Origin of the sequence: Bordetella genomosp. 5, assembly GCF_002261315.1 — a bacterium.
In the GTDB taxonomy this organism is placed as follows: domain Bacteria; phylum Pseudomonadota; class Gammaproteobacteria; order Burkholderiales; family Burkholderiaceae_B; genus Bordetella.
The window spans coordinates 26,233-46,204 of sequence record NZ_NEVP01000002.1; the positions used below are offsets into that span (position 1 = coordinate 26,233).

The window sequence follows — 19,972 nt, forward strand, 5'->3', positions numbered from 1 at the left end:
TGCCATGAGGGTTTTTCATAGGTCTTGCAGTGCGGCATCGCGCTTTGTCGGTTGCCCGACAATCTGCGTGCTTTCATGGGGAAAACCACATGCCGGATGGGGTTTACGCCAACCTTGCGGCGCAACGTAAACGCGAGCGCCGCGGTCGTCCGTTCGCGTTCGCCGCGGCGCGCGGGGGCATATCACGCCGCAAGAAAAACGCCGGCGAGCGGCCGGCGTGTCGAGTGTGCATCGGGCGCCTGAGCGGACGCATGCGGCCGCTCAGGCCGGTGTCTTCGGACGATATTCGCAGAGGTCGGAAATTCCGCACTGTGGGCACTTGGGCTTGCGTGCCACGCAGATGTAGCGGCCGTGCAGGATCAGCCAGTGATGCGAGTCCTGTTTGTACTCGGCCGGGATCACTTTCTCGAGCTTGAGCTCGACCTCCAGCACGTTCTTGCCCGGCGCGACGCCGGTGCGATTCGACACGCGAAAAATGTGCGTGTCGACGGCGATGGTGGGCATGCCGAACGCCGTATTGAGCACGACGTTGGCGGTCTTGCGGCCGACACCCGGCAGCGCCTCGAGCGCCTCGCGGGTGCGCGGCACCTCGCCGCCGTGGCGCTCGATCAGCAGCCGGCAGGTTTCGATCGCATTCTTGGCTTTGGTGCGGAACAGCCCGATCGTCTTGATGTAATCGGTAAGGCCTTCGACACCGAGCGCCAGCATTTTTTCGGGCGTGCCGAACTGCGGGAAGAACTTGCGCGTGGCGATGTTGACCGACTTGTCGGTCGCCTGTGCCGAGAGCAGCACCGCGATCAACAACTGGAACGGCGTCTCGTACTCGAGCTCGGTGGTGGGGTGCGGATTGGCTGCCTGCAGGCGGGCAAAAATCTCGCGGCGCTTCTGTGCGTTCATCGTCGTGGACCGGGCGTTAGCTGTCGCGTCGGACGCCGTCGCGGCGGGCGCGGGCTCGCGCGAGCGCGCTGGCGATGGCGTCGCGCTTGCGTGCCGCTTCGTCTTCGTCGGGGGCGGCGCTCACCACGGCGGGCGCCTCGGGTTCGGCCATCAGCCCCGCATTGACCGCCGCGGCGCGCTGCTGTCTGGCGGCCCGATGCTGGTGGCGCGACCGCGCCTGTTCGGCGTCCGCCGCGGTCCAGGCGCGGTCGGCCGGCACCATGTCGATACAGTCGACCGGACAGGGGGCCACGCAGAGATCGCAGCCCGTACAGAGGTCGGGCACCACGGTGTGCATGCGTTTGTTGGCGCCCACGATCGCATCCACCGGACAGGCGCGGATGCAGAGGGTACAGCCGATGCAATGGGCCTCGTCGACACGCGCGACCAACAGGGGGCCGGGCAGACCATGGGTGGTGTCCAGCGGCAATTCGGGCTGGTCGAGCAGCTGCGCCAGCGCTGCAACGCCTTCCTGGCCACCGGGCGGACAACGGTTGATCTGCGCCGCGCCGCTGGCCAGCGCATCGGCATAGGGCCGGCAACCGTCATAGCCGCATTTCGTGCACTGCGTCTGGGGGAGCAGGGCATCGATACGGTCAGCAAGCGTGGTACAGGACATAAAAATAAAAAGCGGGCCAGAGGCCCGCTTCAGAAAGGGGCGCCCGATCAGGATGCGCGGATGAATGCCGCGATTTTAGGACAGATCAGTTCGCGCCACCGGCGGCCCGAAAAAATGCCGTAATGACCCGCGCCCGTGGCCGTGTAATGCGTCTTGCGCGCGGCGGGAATGCCGGAGCACAGCTTGATGGCGGCGCGTGTCTGGCCCTGGCCGGAGATATCGTCGAGCTCGCCTTCCACGGTGAGCAGCGCGGTCTTGCGGATGTCGGCCGGACGCACGAGCTGACCGCCGATCTCCCAGGTGCCTTCGGGCAGGCGCGACTCCTGGAACACCACGCGGATGGTGTCGAGATAAAACTCGGCCGGCATATCGAGCACGGCGTTGTATTCGTCGTAGAAGCGGCGATGCGCCTCGGCGTCGCTGTCATCGCCACGCAGCAGATCGAGATAGAACTCGTAGTGCGACTTGAGGTGGCGGTCCGGGTTCATCGCCATGAATCCCGCGTGTTGCAGAAAGCCGGGATAGACCTTGCGGCCGGCGCCGGGATATGCGGGCGGCACGGCATGGATCAACTGGCTCTCGAACCAGTCGTACGATTTGGTAGTGGCCAGGCGGTTGACCTGCGTGGGCGATTCGCGCGGATCGATCGGGCCGCCCATCATCACCATGCTGCGAGGCTGCATGGGATCGTTGGCCGAGGCCAGCAGCGAAATCGCGGCCAGCACCGGCACGGTCGGCTGGCACACCGAAATCACGTGCACGTCGGGACCGAGTTCGCGAATGAACTCCTGGATGTACGTGACGTAGTCGTCGAGATGGAACGGGCCGGCCGACAGCGGCACCATCCGGGCATCGACCCAGTCGGTGACATACACGTCGTGCGCGGGCAGCAGCGCGCGCACGGTATCGCGCAGCAGCGTCGCATGGTGTCCGGAGAGCGGCGCCACCAGCAGCACGCGCGGGTCCTTGCGCTTGGCGACCAGGCGCGCATCGCGCTGGAAGTGCACGAGGCGACAGAAGGGCTTGTCGACGGCCACGGCCTCGACCACGCGCACCGGCTTGCCGTCGATCTCGGTCTCGGGCAGTCCCCACGCCGGCTTCTGGTATTCCTTGCCGATGCGGTGCATGAGCTCGTAACCGGCCGCGAGCTGGCGCGACATGGGCATATAGGCGAGCGGGCTGTAGGGGCTCGAGAAGAGCTGCGAGCCGGCGTCGGAGAACGCCACCAGCGGTCGCAGGAACGCCCGCTGCATTTCGTGCAATTGATACAGCATCGTGCCTAAGTCCAGAGATCAGGTCGGCCTATTATTGCGCCGGGTGGGAACGATATTGCGAAATTGTCTGATGGGGCGTCAGAATGGACCGCTCCTCGGACACTTCTTGTTGCGAAAAAGCGACCCGGCGCGTGACGCGAGCGCGTCACCAATAATTTTCGACGGCGAGGTTGCCCGGAATGCCACGCCGGCCCGGTGCGAACCCACGCTCTCCCAGCAATTTGCGTGCGTCGGTCAGCATCTCGGGATTGCCGCAGAGCATGATCTTCGCGCGTTCGGGATCGAGGGTTTCACCGGCCAGGGTTTCGAGGCCGCCATCGGCGATCAGCGTCGTGAGGCGCGCCTGCGGCATGCCCGGGAGCGCCTCGCGCGTGGCGATGGGCAGATACACCAGCTTGCGCGGATCCTCGGCGAAGTACGCCGCGTAGTCGGGATGCGTGCGCCAGCTCTCGATCTCGGCGCGATAGGCCAGCTCCTGTGCGGTTCGCACGCCGTGCACCAGCACGATGCGGTCGAACGCTTTCCAGGTGGCCGGATCGCGCAGGATCGACAGGTAGGCCGACAGGCCCGTGCCCGAGGCCAGCAGCCACAGGGTGCCGCCCGGCGTAAAACGCTCGAGCGTCAGAAAACCGTAGGGCTTTTTCTCGACGTAGAGCGCGTCGCCGGCGCGCAGCTCGGCCATGCGCGGGCTGAATTCGCCCTCGGGCACGACGATCGAATAGAACTCGAGATGGGCTTCGTGCGGCGCCGACACCATCGAATACGCGCGCCAGATCGTGGGCTCGGCATCGGGCGCGTCGGCGGCCGGCAATCCCACGCGGGCGAACTGCCCGGCCTGGAAGGCGAACGCCGGATCCCGGGTGGCGTGCACCGAAAACAGCTTGCCCGGCACCCAGGTGCGGACGTCGATGATGGTCTGGCGCGTGTACTTGGTATCGGTCATGGGCTCGGGCCAGTGGACACGCAAGGAGCCGCGCACGGGCCGGTAAACAGGGGAAAACAGTCACGGCGGCGGGTCGCCGCCGCTCGCGTGGTCAGCGCTCCAGGTGCTGCAGCTTGTCGGCCACGCCGTTCCATTCGTCGGCATCGGGCAGGGGCTTCTTGGCCCGGCTGATGCTGGCGAATTCGGGCGACAGCTCGGCGTTCAGGGCGATGAATTTCATCTGATCCTGGGGCACGTCTTCTTCGGCATAAATCGCGTTGGCCGGGCACTCGGGGATGCAGACCGCGCAGTCGATGCACTCGTCGGGGTCGATCACCAGGAAGTTCGGACCCTCACGAAAACAGTCCACCGGACATACGTCGACGCAGTCGGTGTACTTGCACTTGATACAGTTTTCGGTAACAACGTGGGTCATTCTAAAAAACTCCGGATGCGGGCGGGCGAGCTGATTCTGCGAACGGGTTCGATATCCTTGGGGTCGGATTTTACCCAATGCGCGGCAGGACCGGGATCATAACCCTGGCTGCGGTAGTGGCGGGGCCGGCGGAAGCGGGGGCGGCTGTGCTATGGTTGCCCGAAATTCCACCGCGCGATCATGATAATCACTTCGCTGCTCGACACCGACCTGTACAAATTCAGCATGATGCAGGTCGTTCTGCATCATTTTCCGGCTGCCCAGGTCGAATACCGCTATAAATGCCGAAACACCGGCGTCGATCTGCGGCCCTATCTGGATGAGATCCGCGCCGAGGTGCACGCGCTGTGCCAGCTGCGATTCACCGACGAAGAGCTCGAGTATCTGCGTAGCCTGCGCTTCATCAAGAGCGACTTCGTCGATTTCCTCGGGCTCTTTCATCTGCCCGAGCGCTGCATCACCATCAGCGAAGGCGAGGGCCCGGGTGAGATCGACATCAGCGTGCAGGGGCCGTGGCTGCACACGATCCTGTTCGAGATCCCCGTGCTGGCGATCGTCAACGAGGTCTATTTCCGCAACACGCGCAAGAATCCCGATTGGGCCGAGGGCCGCGAGCGTCTCCAGAAGAAAATGCATCTGGTGCTCGACGATCCCGCGCTCGCCGACTTCCGCGTCGCCGAATACGGCACGCGCCGGCGCTTCTCCAAGCGCTGGCACGAAGAGGTCGTGCAGACCATGAAGAGCCAGATGGGCGTGCACTTCGCCGGCACGAGCAACGTGCTGCTGGCCAAGCAACACGACGTGCTGCCGCTGGGCACGATGGGTCACGAGTATCTGCAGGCCTGCCAGGCGCTGGGGCCGCGGCTGCGTGATTCGCAGGTGTTCGCGCTCGAGGTCTGGGCCAAGGAATATCGCGGCGACCTCGGCATCGCGCTGTCCGATGTCTATGGCATGGATGCCTTTCTGCGCGACTTCGATATGTACTTCTGCAAGCTGTTCGATGGCGCCCGGCACGATTCCGGCGACCCCTTCAAGTGGGGCGAGCGCCTGCTCGAACACTATCGCAAGAACCGCGTCGACCCGCGCACCAAGACGCTGGTATTCTCCGATTCGCTGACCTTCCCGCGCGCGATCGAACTGGCGCGCCAATTCGCCGGCCGCTGCCGCGTGTCGTTCGGTATCGGTACCAATCTCACCAACGATCTCGGCCACGAGCCGCTTCAGATCGTGATGAAGATGGTCCGATGCAACGGCCAGCCGGTGGCGAAGGTCTCCGACGCGCCCGAAAAAACCATGTGCGACGATCCGGCCTATCTCGCCTATCTGCGCCAAGTTTTCCAGTTGCCGCCGGCGTAAGCCCGGCTTTTCCGATTTGTCTCGACCACCGTTCCATTAGGGGAATCACATGAGCAGTATCAAGCGCTACAACGTGGAAAAGCGCCTGTCCGACATGGCCGTCTATAACGGCGTGGCGTACCTGGCCGGCCAGGTGCCCGACGATGCCACGGCCGACATCACCGGCCAGACGCAGCAGGTGCTGGCGACCATCGATCGTCTGCTGGCCGAGGCCGGTACCGACAAGACCAAGATCCTGATGGCCCAGATTTTCGTGGCCAACATCAAGGAATTCGATGGCATGAACAAGGCCTGGGACGCATGGGTTGCCGCTGGCAATTCGCCCCCCCGCGCCACCGTCGAGGCCCGTCTGGCCAATCCCGACTTCAAGGTCGAGATCGTCGTGACGGCCGCGATCGGCTAAGGCGCCTGGCGCCCACGAAAAAGCCGCGGCGTGCCGCGGCTTTTTTGTGCGCATCAGGCGCCGCTCAGGCCTCGCTCTCTTCGCCCAGCAGCAGCGTGGCGGCCACCAGGCCGCCGAGCTCGTGGCAACAGTCCGCGTCGGCGCTGCCGAGCGTCTTGGGTGCGAGGATCTGTTCCGCGGTCTGGGCGCCGTTGCGCACGACGACGGGGGCGCCGATGAGGTTCAGCCGCCATCCCGTGCAGATTCTTTCCATCTGCCGCTGCGCGCCCGCGCCATCGCTGCCCGCCGCGATGGCCAGGCCGCACGGGCGGCCCGCCACCTGATCCAGCACCGCGTAATAAGCCTGATCGAAGAACTCCTTCATGGCGCCGGTGAGCGAGCCGAGATTTTCAGGCGCGCAGAAGAGATAGCCGTCGGCGTCCAGGACGTCCCGCGCGTGCGCCTCGGCGGCGGCGAGGCTGCGTACCTCGAGCGCCTGGCCCAGATCCAGCGCGGTCGCCGCCGCGCGGGCGCCCTGCGCCAGCGCCTCGCTCATCTGGCGCGCGCAGCCGGTGCGGCTGTGCCAGACGATCAGCAGGCGTTTCATGCGAGGCGCGCCAGCGTGTCCTGGCGGTAGTAGCTGCGCAGCAGTTCGTACCAGGCGGGCAGGGCGGTCGCGAGCGGCTCGGGGTCGGCGAAGAAGTGCTCCGAGCTGACCGCGAAGAATTCGGCCTCGTCGGTGGCCGCGTAGGCATCCAGCGGCAGCTGCGCATACCAGTAGTCGGCCGCCTCGCTCTCGGGGTCGACATCGGCCGGGATGCTGGCCTCGACCGCGTCGACGGCGGCCTGGAAGCGTTCGAGGCTGTCTTCGAGGATCTCGCGCCACTGGCGCGCCTTCAGTTCGGGGTGCGCATGCAGGCTGGGCATGCCATCGGCGTCGCCCGCCGCCAGATCGAGCTTGTGGGCGAATTCGTGAATCACCACGTTGAAGGCGCCATCGGTATTGCTGACGTCGCTCCAGGACAGCACGACCGGGCCGCCCTCCCAGGCTTCGCCCGCGGCGTCTTCGACGAACTCGTGCACCACGCCGTCGGCGTCCTGCATCGTGCGGGGAATGGCGAACCCGGCCGGGTACACAATGATCTCGTCCCAGCCCTCGTAGAGGGTGGGCGACAGATGCAGGATGGGCAGCGCGGCCTGCGTGGCGATCGCGAGCCGCATCCGGTCGTCGGGCTCCAGACCGCCCGCACCGTTGATGTTTTTGCTGGCCAGAATCCAGGCCACGCGCTGCTGCAGGGCCTCGCGTTCTTCGGCGCCGAGCGCCGCCACGAAGGGATAGCCCGCGACCACCTCGTCCCACAGCGCCGGCGGAATGCGGGCCTGCATTTCCTGTACTTTTGTATCGGCCGCCCCACGGCCCACCAACCATCTCAGCATTGCTTTGCGTCCTTGTCGGGCGGCCGGTCTGTCGCCCCTCGGCTAGTGTAGAGTGTAGGGAATTCCATCGACCCCTGTTGTCCGCCGTTTCTGCCGCGATGTCCGCCACGCTCGAACCCATCACGCTCACGCCTTTCGACGCGACCTGGCGCCAGCAGGCTGGCGACGGCCTGGACGCCGCCGCGCAGGCGGGACTCGACCAGGTCGTGGCCTGGGCCTGGCCTCAGATCGATGGCCAGTCCATGCCGACCGGCGAGCCGCTGAGCAATCACGCCGCGGGCGTGGTGCGCATCCTGGCCTCGCTCCAGACCGACGCGGCCACCCGCGCCGCCGCCGTGCTGGCGGTGCTGCCCTCCGATCTCAACGCGCCAGCCCCCGCGCTGCGCAACGATCCCATCGCCACGGCGTTCGGGGCCGAGATCGCCCGGCTGGTGCAGGGCGCCCGCGCGCTGCTGCGCCTGGGCATCGTGGCCCGCCAGGCCAGCGACAGCGCGGCCGGATCGGGCTCGCAAAAAGAAATGCAGCGCAAGATGCTGCTGGCGATGGCCGCCGACCTGCGCATCGTGCTGATGCGCCTCGCGTCGCGCTTGCAGACCCTGCGCTGGTACGCCGAATCCAAGACACCGTGCCCGGCAGAGTTCGCGCGCGAGACCCTCGATCTGTACACCCCGCTCGCCAACCGGCTTGGCATCTGGCAGATCAAATGGGAAATGGAAGACCTCGCCTTCCGTTTCCTGGATGCGGATCGCTACAAACAGATCGCGCGCCTGCTCGAAGAAAAGCGGGTCGAGCGCGAGGCGTTCATCGCCGGCGCGATCGAACGCATGCAGCAGGCGCTGCGGGCGGCCGGCATCAACGCCGAAGTGAGCGGCCGGCCCAAGCACATCTACAGCATCTGGAACAAGATGCGGGTCAAGCGGCTCGACTTCAGCGAGATGTACGACCTGCGCGCCCTGCGCGTCATCGTCGACGACGTGCGCGACTGCTACACCGCGTTGGGCCTGGTCCACGAAATGTGGACGCCGGTCACCGACGAGTTCGACGACTACATCTCGCGGCCCAAGCCCAATGGCTACCGCTCACTGCACACCGTCGTGGCCGACGATGACGGACGCCCGTTCGAGGTGCAGATCCGTACGCACGAGATGCATCAGTTCGCCGAGTACGGCATGGCGGCGCATTGGCGCTACAAAGAAGCGGGCGCCCGCGGCGGTCAGGTTTCCGCGTCGAGCGACTACGACCGGCAGCTGTCCTGGATGCGTCAGCTGCTCGCCTGGAACAGCGATGTCGAGGCGGTCGACGAGGGCGGTGGCGCCGCGCCGGCCAACGCCGGGTCCGCCCCGGCAGCCCCCAAGGCCGCCACGCGTCCCGACGACGACCGGATCTATGTGCTCACGCCGCAGGCCCGCGTGATCGAGCTTCCCACCGGCGCCACGCCGGTCGACTTCGCCTATCACCTGCACACCGATCTGGGGCACCGCTGCCGCGGCGCTCGCGTCGATGGGCAGATGGTCCCGCTGCATACGCAGCTGGCCACCGGCCAGACCGTGGAGATCATTTCCGCCAAGTCGGGCGGTCCCTCGCGCGACTGGCTCAATCCGCAGCTGGGCTACCTGGCGAGCCCGCGGGCGCGCTCCAAGGTGCGCATGTGGTTCAACGCGATCGAGCTGGCGCAGCGCATCACGCAGGGCCAGGCCCTGGTCGAAAAAGAGCTGCAGCGGCTCGGCAAAACCGCCGTCAATCTCGAGCAGCTGGCCCAGAACCTCGGCTTTGCGCGGGCCGACGATCTCTATGTGGCCGCGGCCAAAGAAGAATTCAGCCTGCGCCAGATCGACAGCGTGTTCCAGGCGCCGGCCGCCGCGCCCGCCGAGGCGCCGGTGGCCTTCCGCCATGCACCCAGCAACGAGAGCGCCGAAAAAACCGGCAAGAGCGGCGTGCTGGTGGTGGGCGTGGGATCGTTGCTGACGCAACTGGCGCGCTGCTGCCGTCCGGCGCCGCCCGACCTGATCGCGGGCTTCGTCACGCGGGGGCGGGGTGTGTCGATCCACCGCTCGGATTGCCACAGCTTCAAGGCCCTGGCCGAGCGCGAACCCGAGCGCGTCATCGAGGTGGCGTGGGGCGAAACCAAGGATTCCTTCTATCCCGTCGACATCAGCGTGCGGGCGCACGACCGCCCGGGGCTGTTGCGCGATCTCTCCGAAGTGTTCGCGCGCCTGCGGCTCAATGTCGTGGGCGTCAACACGCAGAGCCGTCAGTCGCTCGCGCACATGGTGTTCACGGTCGAGGTGCGCGGGGGCGAGAGTCTCGGCAAGGCGCTCGACGCGCTGGCCGAGGTGCAGGGCGTGTCGTCCGCGGCACGACGCTGATCTGGTCGCATCCGCCGCGCCCAATAAAAAAGCCATCCCGAGGGATGGCTTTTTTACTTCAGCGCAATCAATGCGCCTTTTTGTCGTCGATGAAGAACGACGCGATCAGGCCCAGCGTGACGCCGAACATCACGTAGTACGCGGGCGCCATGGGCGACTCGGTCGTCTTGATGAGCCAGGTCACGATGAACTGGGCGAAGCCGCCGAAGATCATCACGGCCACGTTATACGCGAGCGACAGGCCCACCGAACGCACGCGCGGCGGGAACAGCTCCGCCATCACGGTGCTGAACACGCCGAAGAATGCCGACACGAACAGGCAGACCACGAGCTGCACCACCAGCAGGCGCTCGATCGACGGCGCCGACGTCAGCCAGGCATACAGCGGATACAGTACCAGCAGGTAGCCGATCAGCGAACCGATCACGAGCGGGCGGCGGCCGACGCGGTCGGACCAGGCGCCCATGAACGGCGTCAGCAGCACCATCAGCGCGGCGCCGGCCATCTGCACCATGAAGGTCTGCGTCATGGGCAGCATCAGGATCTTGGTCGAGTAGGTGACCAGATACGTGAAGGTGATGTAGATCGACACCGTGGCGGTCACGACCAGGCCCACGCCGATCATCGTTTCGCGGGTGTGCTGGGCGATCATCTGGCCCAGGGTCAGGCGCTCGACGGTGCCGGCGGCCTGCTCGCTCTGCATTTCCTTGAACGCGTCGGTTTCGTCGACGTTGCGGCGGATGTAGATGGCCAGCGGCACGATCGCCAGACCGAAGGCGAACGGCAGGCGCCAGGCCCAGGCTTCGATCTGCTCGGTCGTGAAGACTTCGGTGATCAGGGTGCCGAAGGCGGCGCCGATCAGCAGGGCCAGCATCTGGCCGGCCATCTGCCACGAACCGTAGAAACCGCGGCGGTGCTTGGGCGCCATCTCGATCAGCAGCGCGGTCGAGGTACCGAACTCGCCACCGGCCGAGAAGCCCTGCAGCAGGCGCGCGATCAGGATGAAGATCGGGGCCAGGATGCCGGCGGCGTGATAGGTGGGGGCCACGGTGATCAGCGCGATCGACACGGCCATCAGCGAGGTGACCATCACCATGGCGGCCTTGCGGCCCTTGCGGTCGCCGTACAGGCCGAGCAGGATGCCCCCGACCGGACGCATGAAGAAGCCGACGCCGAAGATGGCGGTGGTCATCAGGATCGAGTTGAGCTCGCTGCCGGGAACGTTGGGGTCCACCGGGAAGAACAGCTTCGCGATGATGGGCGTCATGAACGCGAAGACGAGAAAGTCATACCACTCCAACGCGTTGCCGATGACGGCAGCCACGATGTTGCGGGTGGGTACGGCGCGGTGCTGCACGGGGAATCCCCTTGGGTTGAGTGAAAAAGAAGGGCGGAATTTTAGGCCTAATTTCGAACGCTTTTTGTCCGCGGCGGTCCGGTGGCCTAAACTTATATCTTTACCCCAAGGGTTTTTGAGATGAATACGCGTACCTGGCTAGAGACTCTGGTGGGCTTCGACACCACCAGCCGCAACTCGAATCTGGCGCTGATCGAAACCGCGCGCGACTGGTTGCAGAAGCAGGGCGTGCAGGCCTGGCTGGTGCATAACCCCGAAGGCAACAAGGCCAATCTGTTCGCCACCTTGCCGGGCAGCGAGGGCGAGCAGGGCGGGATCGTGCTGTCGGGTCACACCGACGTCGTGCCGGTCGACGGCCAGGACTGGCGCACCGACCCGTTCAAGCTCACCGAGGCCGATGGCAAGCTGTACGGTCGTGGCGCCTGCGACATGAAGGGCTTCATCGCCGCCTCGCTCGCGCTGGTGCCCGAGTTTCTGGCCATGCCGCGCAAGAAGCCCATCCACCTGGCGTTTTCGTACGACGAAGAGGTCGGCTGCGCCGGCGCGCCGTACATGATCGCCGACCTGCACGATCGCGGGATCCGGCCCGAAGGCTGCGTGGTGGGCGAGCCCACCGGCATGCAGGTCGTGGTGGCGCACAAAGGCATCAACCTGTTCCGCTGCAAGGTGCACGGCAAGGCCGCGCATTCCTCGCTCACCCCGCGCGGCTGCAATGCCATCGAATACGCCGCCCGCCTGATCTGTCACATCCGCGACGTGGCCGATTCGTTCAAGGCCCAGGGTCCGTACGACCAGCACTACGACGTGCCGTTCTCCACGATGACCACCAACCAGATCAAGGGCGGCATCGCGGTCAACACCATCCCCGAGCTGTGCGAGTTCTCCTATGAGTTCCGCAATCTGCCGGGCATGCCGGCCGACGAGATCCAGGCCCGGGTGCAGCGCTACGTCGACGACGAGCTGCTGCCGCGCATGCAGGCCGAGTTCGCCGGCGCGCGGATCGATATCGAGACCGGCGCCGCCGCGCCCGGCCTGGATGCCTCCGAAGAGGCCGCGATCACGCAACTCGTGCGCGTGCTCACCGAGGATCGCGTCACCCGCAAGGTGGCCTACGGCACCGAGGCGGGCCTGTTCCAGGGCATCGGCATTCCGACGGTGGTCTGCGGTCCGGGCCATATCGAGCAGGCCCACAAGCCCGACGAGTTCGTCGCGATCGACCAGATGGCCGATTGCGAGCGATTCCTGCGTCGTCTGGGTCAGTCGCTCTGACGCGACGCCCGTCCGGCCCGGCGGGGTGGGGCAGGAATGCCCCGCCTCGGGTAAAATGACGGGTTGCTGACCGGCAGCCGCCGGTCAGCCTTGCACGGCAAGACCCCCCTGGGCGACTTGATGGCGTTTCCCTTGCCGGAACGCCGCGAAAGCGAGATGTTTGTGAAACCTTACGACCTTCCAGATCCTCAAGGCCACTTCGGCCCCTATGGCGGCGTGTTCGTGGCGGAAACGCTGATGCACGCCCTGGACGAGCTGCGCGCGGCCTATGAGGCCAGCCGCCAGGACCCGGCGTTCCTCGAGACCTTCAACTACGAGCTGAAGCATTTCGTGGGCCGTCCCAGTCCGGTGTATCACGCCCGCCGCTGGTCCGAACGTCTGGGCGGTGCCCAGATCTGGTTCAAGCGCGAGGATCTGAATCACACCGGCGCGCACAAGGTCAATAACTGCATCGGCCAGGCGCTGCTCGCCCGCCGCATGGGCAAGCCGCGCGTGATCGCCGAGACCGGCGCGGGCCAGCACGGCGTGGCCACCGCCACGGTCGCGGCCCGCTACGGCATGGAGTGCGTGGTCTACATGGGCAGCGAAGACGTCCGCCGTCAGGCCTCCAACGTCTATCGCATGAAGCTCCTGGGCGCCACCGTCGTGCCGGTCAACTCCGGCTCGCGCACCCTCAAGGACGCGCTCAACGAAGCGATGCGCGACTGGGTCACCAACATCGAAAACACGTTCTACATCATCGGCACCGTGGCCGGTCCGGACCCGTACCCCCGCATGGTGCGTGACTTCCAGACCGTGATCGGCAACGAATGCCTGGTGCAGATGCCCGAAGCCATTGGCCGCCAGCCCGATTACGTGGTGGCGGCGGTGGGCGGCGGCTCCAACGCCATGGGCATCTTCCACCCCTACATCCCGTACGAAGGCACCGAGCTGATCGGTGTCGAGGCCGCGGGCGAAGGCATGGAAAGCGGCCGTCACGCCGCCTCGCTGGCCGCGGGTCAGGTGGGCGTGCTGCACGGCAACCGCACCTACGTGATGCAGGATGCCGATGGCCAGGTCCAGGAAACCCACTCGGTGTCGGCCGGCCTGGATTATCCCGGCGTGGGCCCCGAGCATGCCTGGCTCAAGGACGCCGGCCGTGCGCGCTACGTCGGTATCACCGACGACGAAGCACTCGCCGCCTTCCACGACTGCTGCCGCATCGAGGGCATCATGCCCGCGCTGGAGTCCGCGCACGCCATCGCTCAAGCCGTGAAGATGGCCCCCACGCTGTCCTCCGATAAGGTGATCCTGGTCAATCTGTCCGGCCGGGGCGACAAAGACATGCACACCGTCGCCGAGCGCGCCGGCATCGAACTCTGATACCCGCGCCATGACTAGCGACAACCAACGCATTTCCGCGGCGTTCGCCCGCGTGTCCGCCGCCGGGCGCGCTTCGGCGCTCATTCCCTATATCGCCGCCGGCGATCCTTCGCCGGCCGCCACGGTGCCGCTGATGCACGCACTGGTGCGCGCGGGCGCCGATGTGATCGAGCTGGGCGTGCCGTTTTCCGATCCGATGGCCGATGGTCCGGTGATCCAGCGCGCCGCCGAGCGCGCGATCGCGCAGGGCGTGGGCCTGACCCGCGTGCTGGAGCTCGTGGCCGAGTTCCGCCGCGACGACACCGAAACGCCGGTCGTGCTGATGGGCTACGCGAATCCGATCGAGCGCATGGGCCAGGAGGCCTTCGCGCAGCGCGCCCACGACGCCGGTGTCGACGGCGTGCTGGTGGTCGACTATCCGCCCGAAGAGGTCGACGCCTTTGCCGTCATGCTCGACCGCGCGGGCGTGGCGCCGATTTTCCTGCTGGCCCCCACGTCCACCGACGCGCGCATCCAGAAAATCGCGCAGGTCGCCCGTGGCTACGTCTACTACGTCTCGCTCAAGGGCGTGACGGGGGCGGGCAGTCTCAATACCGACGATGTGGCGGCGCGGCTCGCGCTGATCCGCCGCCACGTCAGCATTCCGGTGGGCGTGGGCTTCGGCATCCGCGACGCCGAGAGTGCGGCTCGCATCGCCGAACACGCCGACGCGGTCGTGATCGGCAGCAAGCTGATCGAAACCATGGAGCAGGCTGTCGCGCAAGCGCCGGCCGCGCAGCAGGCCGACGCCGCCGTCAAGGCCGCCGGCGACTGGCTCTCCACGATCCGGCAGGCGCTGGATCAAGTCAAACGAATCAACGCGCCGGCCTGACCGGGCGCGTCACCCCACGGGAACCCATAATGAGCTGGATCGAAAAACTCCTGCCGCCTCGCATCAATAAAACCAGCGACAGCGGCCAGCGTCGCGTGCCGGAAGGCCTGTGGGTGAAGTGCCCATCCTGCGAATCGGTGTTGTACAGCGAAGACCTCGCCGCCAACCTGCACGTCTGCCCGAAGTGCGATCACCACATGCGTATCGGATCGCGCGCGCGCATCGATTCGCTGCTCGACGTCGAAGGCCGGGTCGAGATCGGTCAGACCACGCGTTCGGTCGACTCGCTCAAGTTCAAGGACACCCGCAAGTATCCCGAGCGTCTGGCCGAAGCCACCAAGCAAACCGGTGAAACCGACGCGCTGATCGTCATGAGCGGCGCGATTCGCGGCGTGCCCACGGTGCTGGCCTGCTTCGAATTCGAATTCATGGGCGGCTCGATGGGCTCGGTCGTGGGTGAGCGCTTCGCGCGTGGCGTTCAGGCCGCGCTCGAGCACAAAACCCCCTTCATCTGCGTGGCGGCCTCGGGCGGCGCGCGGATGCAGGAGAGCCTGCTGTCGTTGATGCAGATGGCCAAGACCAACGCGATGCTGACCCGCCTCGCGGCCGAGGGCCTGCCGTTCATCAGCGTGCTGACCGATCCGACCATGGGCGGCGTGTCCGCCAGTTTCGCCTTCATGGGCGATGTCGTGATTGCCGAGCCCAAGGCGCTGATCGGTTTTGCCGGTCCGCGCGTGATCGAACAGACCGTGCGCGAGAAGCTGCCCGAGGGCTTCCAGCGCGCCGAGTTCCTGCTGCAGAAGGGCGCGATCGACATGGTGATCGATCGCCGCCAGTTGCGCGAAGAGATCGCGCGTCTGCTGGCCTTGCTGAGCAACCAGTCGGCCGACGTGGTGGCCGCGGCCTGATCGCAGCCCCTCTCGCTTGACCCGAACGGGCCGCTATCGCGGCCCGTTTTCTTTGGGCCTCGAACCCGTTCGCGCGCGCTCGCGGCCGCGGATTATTCCACCCTTGCGGATAATGGATTTGATTGCTCCAGCTACCACACGATTTTGTGTTTGAGGTGTTGCGCGGCGTACACAATCAGACCGTTCCTATGAGCTCTTTTCTGATAATGTCAGTTGTGTTGCTTCCTGATCAGATTGGAGTTCTCTCTCATGCAAGGCAAATACAAGAAAAATGTCCTGGCTGCCGTGATCGGTGCGCTGCTTGCAACGTGTGGCGTGGCCCAGGCTCAACAGCAGGGCACGCAAGGAGGTGTGGGTCTGCACCTCGGCATCGGCGATCACTACAAGCGCCTGACCCTCAACTACGAAACCCCCTCGGTCTGGTCGTACGAGTTTGGTGGCAACTGGGGTCGCCTCGATCTGACGCCCGAACTCGGCGTGTCGTACTGGCAGGCCAACGGCTCGCGCAACCCCGGCCATGTGTGGCAGGCCAACGCGATCCCGATGTTCCGCTGGTGGACCGGCGAGCGCTTCTTCATCGAAGCCGGTATCGGCGCCACGGTGTTCAGCTCGACGCACTTTGCCGACGAGAAGATCAGCACCGCCTTCCAGTTCGGTGATCACATCGGCCTGGGCTTCCTGATCAACAAGAACAACCGCATCGGCCTGCGCTATTCGCATTTCTCGAATGCCGGCATCAAGCGCCCGAACCCGGGCCTGGACGTCGCGCAGCTGACGTACGTGTACCAGTTCTGAAGCCCCGCCGGCCCGTGCGCCGGCGCTTCAGTACCGACCCGCCGCGAGGCGGGTTTTTTATTGGCCGCGCGCCGCGGTGACGCCACGGCGAATTCGGGCGGCCCATGAAAAACCGCCCTCCGAAGAGGGCGGTTTCGCTGCGGCGCTGCCGCGGTGAGAGGCGAGGCGGGAAGCCCGCCGTCGCATCAGTGCTGCGTTTCGACCTGAACCAGGGGTTCGTTCGAGACGGCAGCCACCGGCTTGCGCTCACGGCCCAGGCGCACGGGCGTCTGGGTGGCAGCGATGCTTTGCTGCGTTTGCGCGTGGCGTTCCGGGTTGGTCTGGACCCAGGTCAGGCCGGCGGCGTTGACCACGGCGTTCAGCGCCTGCTCGCCGCGAACGACGATCGGGGCGGCAGCCGGGGCAGCCGGGGCAGCCTGTGCCGGAGCAGCCGGAGCAGCCGGTGCCGGAGCAGCCGGAGCGACCGGTGCCGCAGCGGCGGGGGCCGCTTCGACCGGCGCCGCGGGCGGCGTCACGGGCGCCGGAGCCGGCGCGGCCGGTTCGGCGGCTGCGCTGCTGGCCGGCTGTGCGGCCAGGGCGTCGGCCGGGGCCTCGACCTTGACCGGCTCGACCGGCGCGGGAGCAGCAGGTGCTTCCTCGGCGGCTGCCACCTGGACGGGCGCTTGCGGCGCCGCGGCGGGGGCTTCCTGGACCGGTGCCGAGACCGGGGTCACGGCCTGCGACGGCGCCGGGGTGACCGGTGCGCCTTCGGTGGCTTCGGGGTGTTGCGGCGCCACGAACGGGGCTTCTGCGGCGTCGTCGGCGGCATCGCCGTCTTCGGCCTGACCATCGGCGTTCAGCACGGTACCGTCTTCCTGGCTGCGGCGGCCACGGCGGCTGCGGCGGCGGCGGCGCTTGCGTTCCGGATCCGCACCGGCTTCACCGGTGTCGGTGCCGTCGATCGCATCCACGCCGGTATCGGCATCCGTGGCGGCTTCAGCGGGCTGGGCAGCCGGCGCCACCGGGGCGGCAGCGGGGGTGCTGGCCGGCAGGGCCTGCGCCACGCTTTCCGCCAGGGCGGCGACCATGCTTTCCTGCTCGCTCATCGGCGCGTCGCTGGCGCCTTCTTCGCGACGGTTGCGGCCACGGCCACGGCGGTTGCGGCCGCTGCGTGCCGGCGTGCCGTCTTCGTTGAGCTCGGGCTGAGCCGGGCGGTCGGCGCGTTCGTTGCGGTTCTGCTGGACGGCGGCGGCCTGCTGGGCGTCGCGCTCGGCGCGGCCGTCAGCCTGGCGTTCGCCGCGAGCAGGACGCTCGCCGCGTTCGGCACCGCGTTCGGCGCGTTCTTCACCACGACGGCCACCACGGACCTGATGGCGACCGCCTTCTGCCGCTTCGCCTTCGGCATTGCCGCGACGATTGCGGTTGCGGTCGGAGCCATGACGTTCGCCACGGCGCTCCTGGCCATCATGGGCGCGCTTGCCGCGGCCACCGCTGTTGCGCTTGGCCGGGGTTTCTTCGGCGGCCGGAGCCGGCTTGGCGTCGCCGCCACCGGTCAGCCAGTTGGTCAGGCGCTTGAACCAGCCCAGACCCGAGCCGGCGGCCGGGGCCGGTGCGGCGGTGGCGGGCGTCGGCGTCGACACCGGAGCGGGCTGCGAGGGCGTGATGCCCTTGACCAGCGCTTCCGGACGCGACTTCACTTCGTTTTCGCTGGGCTGCCAGGCGACTTCGGTCGCCGGGGCCTCGGCCAGCTCGAAGCTGGTCTTGGTGTCTTCCAGGCGGGGATCGTCGTGGCGCAGGCGCTCGATGTGGTGATGCGGGGTCTCGAGGTGCTTGTTGGGGATCAGCACCAGATTGACCTTCAGGCGGGCTTCCATCTTGGCGATGTCGGCGCGCTTTTCGTTCAGCAGGAAGGTGGCCACGTCGACCGGCACCTGGGCGTGCACCGCCGCGGTGTTTTCCTTCATGGCTTCTTCCTGGAGCAGGCGCAGGACTTGCAGCGCGCTCGATTCGGCATCGCGGATCACGCCGGTGCCGGTGCAGCGCGGGCAGGTGATGTGCGAGCCTTCGTTCAGGGCCGGACGCAGGCGCTGGCGCGACAGTTCCATCAGGCCGAAGCGCGAGATCTTGCCCATCTGGACGCGGGCACGGTCGAAATGCAGGGCATCACGCAGGCGCTGTTCGACGGCGCGCTGGTTCTTGCTGTCCTCCATGTCGATGAAGTCGATCACGATCAGACCGCCCAGGTCGCGCAGGCGCAGCTGGCGGGCCACTTCGTCGGCGGCTTCGAGGTTGGTCCGCAGGGCGGTTTCCTCGATGTCGGCGCCACGGGTGGAACGTGCCGAGTTGACGTCCACCGCCACGAGGGCTTCGGTGTGGTCGATGACGACCGCGCCGCCCGAGGGCAGTTGCACGGTACGGGAGTACGCGGTTTCGATCTGGTGTTCGATCTGGAAGCGCGAGAACAGCGGGATGTCGTCGCGATAGCGCTTCACGCGCTGGACGTTGTCCGGCATCACCACGGCCATGAAGGCGGTGGCCTGATCGGCGATCTCGTCGGTATCGATCAGGATCTCGCCGATTTCGGGCGAGAAGTAGTCGCGGATGGCCCGGATGACCAGGCTGGACTCGAGGTAGATCAGGATCGGGGCGGCGTTGTCGCGGGCGGCGACATCGATGGCGCTCCAGAGCTGCATCAGATAGGACAGGTCCCATTGCAGCTCTTCGACGTTGCGGCCGATGCCGGCCGTGCGCGCGATGATGCTCATGCCCTGGGGCACGTCGAGCTGTTCCATCGTGTCGCGCAGTTCCTGGCGGTCCTCGCCCTCGACGCGGCGCGAAACGCCACCGCCACGGGGGTTGTTGGGCATCAGGACCAGATAACGGCCGGCGAGCGAGATGAAGGTGGTCAGGGCGGCGCCCTTGTTGCCACGTTCTTCTTTTTCGACCTGGACGATCAGCTCCTGGCCTTCGCGCAGGGCGTCCTGGATGCGCGCCGTGCGCACGTCCACGCCTTCCTTGAAGTAGGTGCGGGCGACTTCCTTGAAGGGCAGAAAGCCGTGGCGATCTTCGCCGTAGTTGACGAAGCAGGCTTCGAGACCAGGCTCGATGCGGGTAATGACGCCTTTGTAGATGTTGCCTTTGCGCTGTTCGCGGCCGGCGGTTTCGATGTCGAGGTCGATGAGCTTTTGCCCATCGACGATCGCGACGCGCAGTTCTTCCTGGTGCGTCGCGTTAAACAGCATGCGCTTCATGAGAGGGTTTCTCCGTTGTCATGACGCGCCGATATCGGCGCGTGACCTCGGGTCACTCGGGCTGCGGACTGAAGCGGCAAGAAGAATGCGGACCGTACCTGGGCTGCGCCCAGGCGTATCCGCCGCGGGTCAGGCGGGCACGTCGTGCCGGTGTGCGGCACGGGGTTCTTTCAGCAGGGGGGTCAGCTTCACTGAATTGTGGTTGACGAAAAGATTGCTGTGAACGTCAGGTGCGGCGGGATGTCCTGCGCGCACCTGGTGCGTATAAATATTAGCGACGATTCTTGCGGTGCTTCAGAGCCGCTTGCGACTTGCGACGGTCATACCAGGAAGGCGGGCAAAGCGTGCCACACCACCGTCCGGCAGGACTCGGTCGAGCCGGCGACCAAGAGACCCCGGAGCTGAACGAGCAGGCGGTACAATGTTGGCCTACGCGCCCGACGGAGACGCGT

At 66.5% G+C, this 19,972-nt stretch carries 17 protein-coding genes; 8 read left to right on the forward strand and 9 right to left on the reverse strand.

Going from position 1 to position 19,972, the window contains the following annotated elements:
- Window positions 1–261 precede the first annotated feature (261 nt).
- The 5 genes from nth to fdxA form a co-directional block, all read right to left on the reverse strand.
- Window positions 262–897, reverse strand: coding sequence for an endonuclease III (nth, locus tag CAL25_RS04610; protein ID WP_094798781.1), 636 nt, complete (start codon window positions 895–897; stop codon window positions 262–264).
- Window positions 898–913: 16 nt separating this feature from the next.
- Window positions 914–1,555 (reverse strand): electron transport complex subunit RsxB, encoded by a 642-nt coding sequence (gene rsxB, locus CAL25_RS04615; RefSeq protein WP_094798782.1) that lies wholly within the window; start codon window positions 1,553–1,555, stop codon window positions 914–916.
- A gap of 47 nt (window positions 1,556–1,602) precedes the next feature.
- Window positions 1,603–2,829, reverse strand: a complete 1,227-nt coding sequence (locus CAL25_RS04620; protein ID WP_094798783.1) for a polyhydroxyalkanoate depolymerase — start codon at window positions 2,827–2,829, stop codon at window positions 1,603–1,605.
- Between the two features lie 145 nt (window positions 2,830–2,974).
- On the reverse strand, window positions 2,975–3,772 hold the full coding sequence (locus CAL25_RS04625; RefSeq protein WP_094798784.1) for a ferredoxin--NADP reductase: 798 nt from the start codon (window positions 3,770–3,772) through the stop codon (window positions 2,975–2,977).
- A gap of 91 nt (window positions 3,773–3,863) precedes the next feature.
- Window positions 3,864–4,187: a ferredoxin FdxA gene (gene fdxA / locus CAL25_RS04630; protein WP_094798785.1), complete on the reverse strand. Its 324-nt coding sequence runs from the start codon at window positions 4,185–4,187 to the stop codon at window positions 3,864–3,866.
- 180 nt (window positions 4,188–4,367) lie between these two features.
- Here fdxA and pncB point away from each other — a divergent pair, with 180 nt between their 5' ends.
- Complete coding sequence (gene pncB / locus CAL25_RS04635) at window positions 4,368–5,543, forward strand: nicotinate phosphoribosyltransferase (RefSeq protein WP_094798786.1); 1,176 nt, start codon at window positions 4,368–4,370, stop codon at window positions 5,541–5,543.
- Window positions 5,544–5,592: 49 nt separating this feature from the next.
- Window positions 5,593–5,946: a RidA family protein gene (locus CAL25_RS04640; RefSeq protein WP_094798787.1), complete on the forward strand. Its 354-nt coding sequence runs from the start codon at window positions 5,593–5,595 to the stop codon at window positions 5,944–5,946.
- A 64-nt stretch (window positions 5,947–6,010) separates the two neighbouring features.
- Here the strand turns inward: CAL25_RS04640 and CAL25_RS04645 are convergent, their stop codons facing one another.
- Both CAL25_RS04645 and CAL25_RS04650 read right to left on the reverse strand, forming a co-directional pair.
- The gene (locus tag CAL25_RS04645; protein ID WP_094798788.1) at window positions 6,011–6,532 is read right to left on the reverse strand and encodes an NAD(P)H-dependent oxidoreductase; all 522 of its coding nucleotides are present in this window, start codon (window positions 6,530–6,532) and stop codon (window positions 6,011–6,013) included.
- Window positions 6,529–7,362, reverse strand: a complete 834-nt coding sequence (locus CAL25_RS04650) for a zinc-dependent peptidase (protein WP_094798789.1) — start codon at window positions 7,360–7,362, stop codon at window positions 6,529–6,531. The genes CAL25_RS04645 and CAL25_RS04650 overlap by 4 nt, the downstream gene beginning before the upstream one ends.
- A 98-nt stretch (window positions 7,363–7,460) precedes the next feature.
- Here CAL25_RS04650 and CAL25_RS04655 point away from each other — a divergent pair, with 98 nt between their 5' ends.
- On the forward strand, window positions 7,461–9,728 hold the full coding sequence (locus CAL25_RS04655; RefSeq protein WP_094798790.1) for a RelA/SpoT family protein: 2,268 nt from the start codon (window positions 7,461–7,463) through the stop codon (window positions 9,726–9,728).
- Window positions 9,729–9,795: 67 nt separating this feature from the next.
- Here CAL25_RS04655 and CAL25_RS04660 read toward each other — a convergent pair whose 3' ends face one another.
- Window positions 9,796–11,085 (reverse strand): MFS transporter, encoded by a 1,290-nt coding sequence (locus CAL25_RS04660; protein ID WP_094798791.1) that lies wholly within the window; start codon window positions 11,083–11,085, stop codon window positions 9,796–9,798.
- Window positions 11,086–11,205: 120 nt separating this feature from the next.
- On the opposite strand from CAL25_RS04660, the gene argE reads away from it, so the two are divergent.
- The 5 genes from argE (at window position 11,206) to CAL25_RS04685 (ending at window position 16,290) form a co-directional block, all read left to right on the forward strand.
- Complete coding sequence (gene argE, locus CAL25_RS04665; protein WP_094798792.1) at window positions 11,206–12,354, forward strand: acetylornithine deacetylase; 1,149 nt, start codon at window positions 11,206–11,208, stop codon at window positions 12,352–12,354.
- 162 nt (window positions 12,355–12,516) lie between these two features.
- Entirely contained in the window at window positions 12,517–13,716 is a 1,200-nt protein-coding gene (gene trpB / locus CAL25_RS04670; protein WP_094798893.1) for a tryptophan synthase subunit beta, read from the forward strand.
- A gap of 10 nt (window positions 13,717–13,726) precedes the next feature.
- Window positions 13,727–14,587 (forward strand): tryptophan synthase subunit alpha, encoded by an 861-nt coding sequence (gene trpA / locus CAL25_RS04675; protein WP_094798793.1) that lies wholly within the window; start codon window positions 13,727–13,729, stop codon window positions 14,585–14,587.
- 29 nt (window positions 14,588–14,616) lie between these two features.
- The gene (accD, locus tag CAL25_RS04680; protein WP_094798794.1) at window positions 14,617–15,495 is read left to right on the forward strand and encodes an acetyl-CoA carboxylase, carboxyltransferase subunit beta; all 879 of its coding nucleotides are present in this window, start codon (window positions 14,617–14,619) and stop codon (window positions 15,493–15,495) included.
- Window positions 15,496–15,744: 249 nt separating this feature from the next.
- Window positions 15,745–16,290: an acyloxyacyl hydrolase gene (locus CAL25_RS04685; protein WP_094798795.1), complete on the forward strand. Its 546-nt coding sequence runs from the start codon at window positions 15,745–15,747 to the stop codon at window positions 16,288–16,290.
- Window positions 16,291–16,475: 185 nt separating this feature from the next.
- Here the strand turns inward: CAL25_RS04685 and CAL25_RS04690 are convergent, their stop codons facing one another.
- On the reverse strand, window positions 16,476–19,520 hold the full coding sequence (locus CAL25_RS04690; RefSeq protein WP_094798796.1) for an Rne/Rng family ribonuclease: 3,045 nt from the start codon (window positions 19,518–19,520) through the stop codon (window positions 16,476–16,478).
- Between the last annotated feature and the right edge of the window lie 452 nt (window positions 19,521–19,972).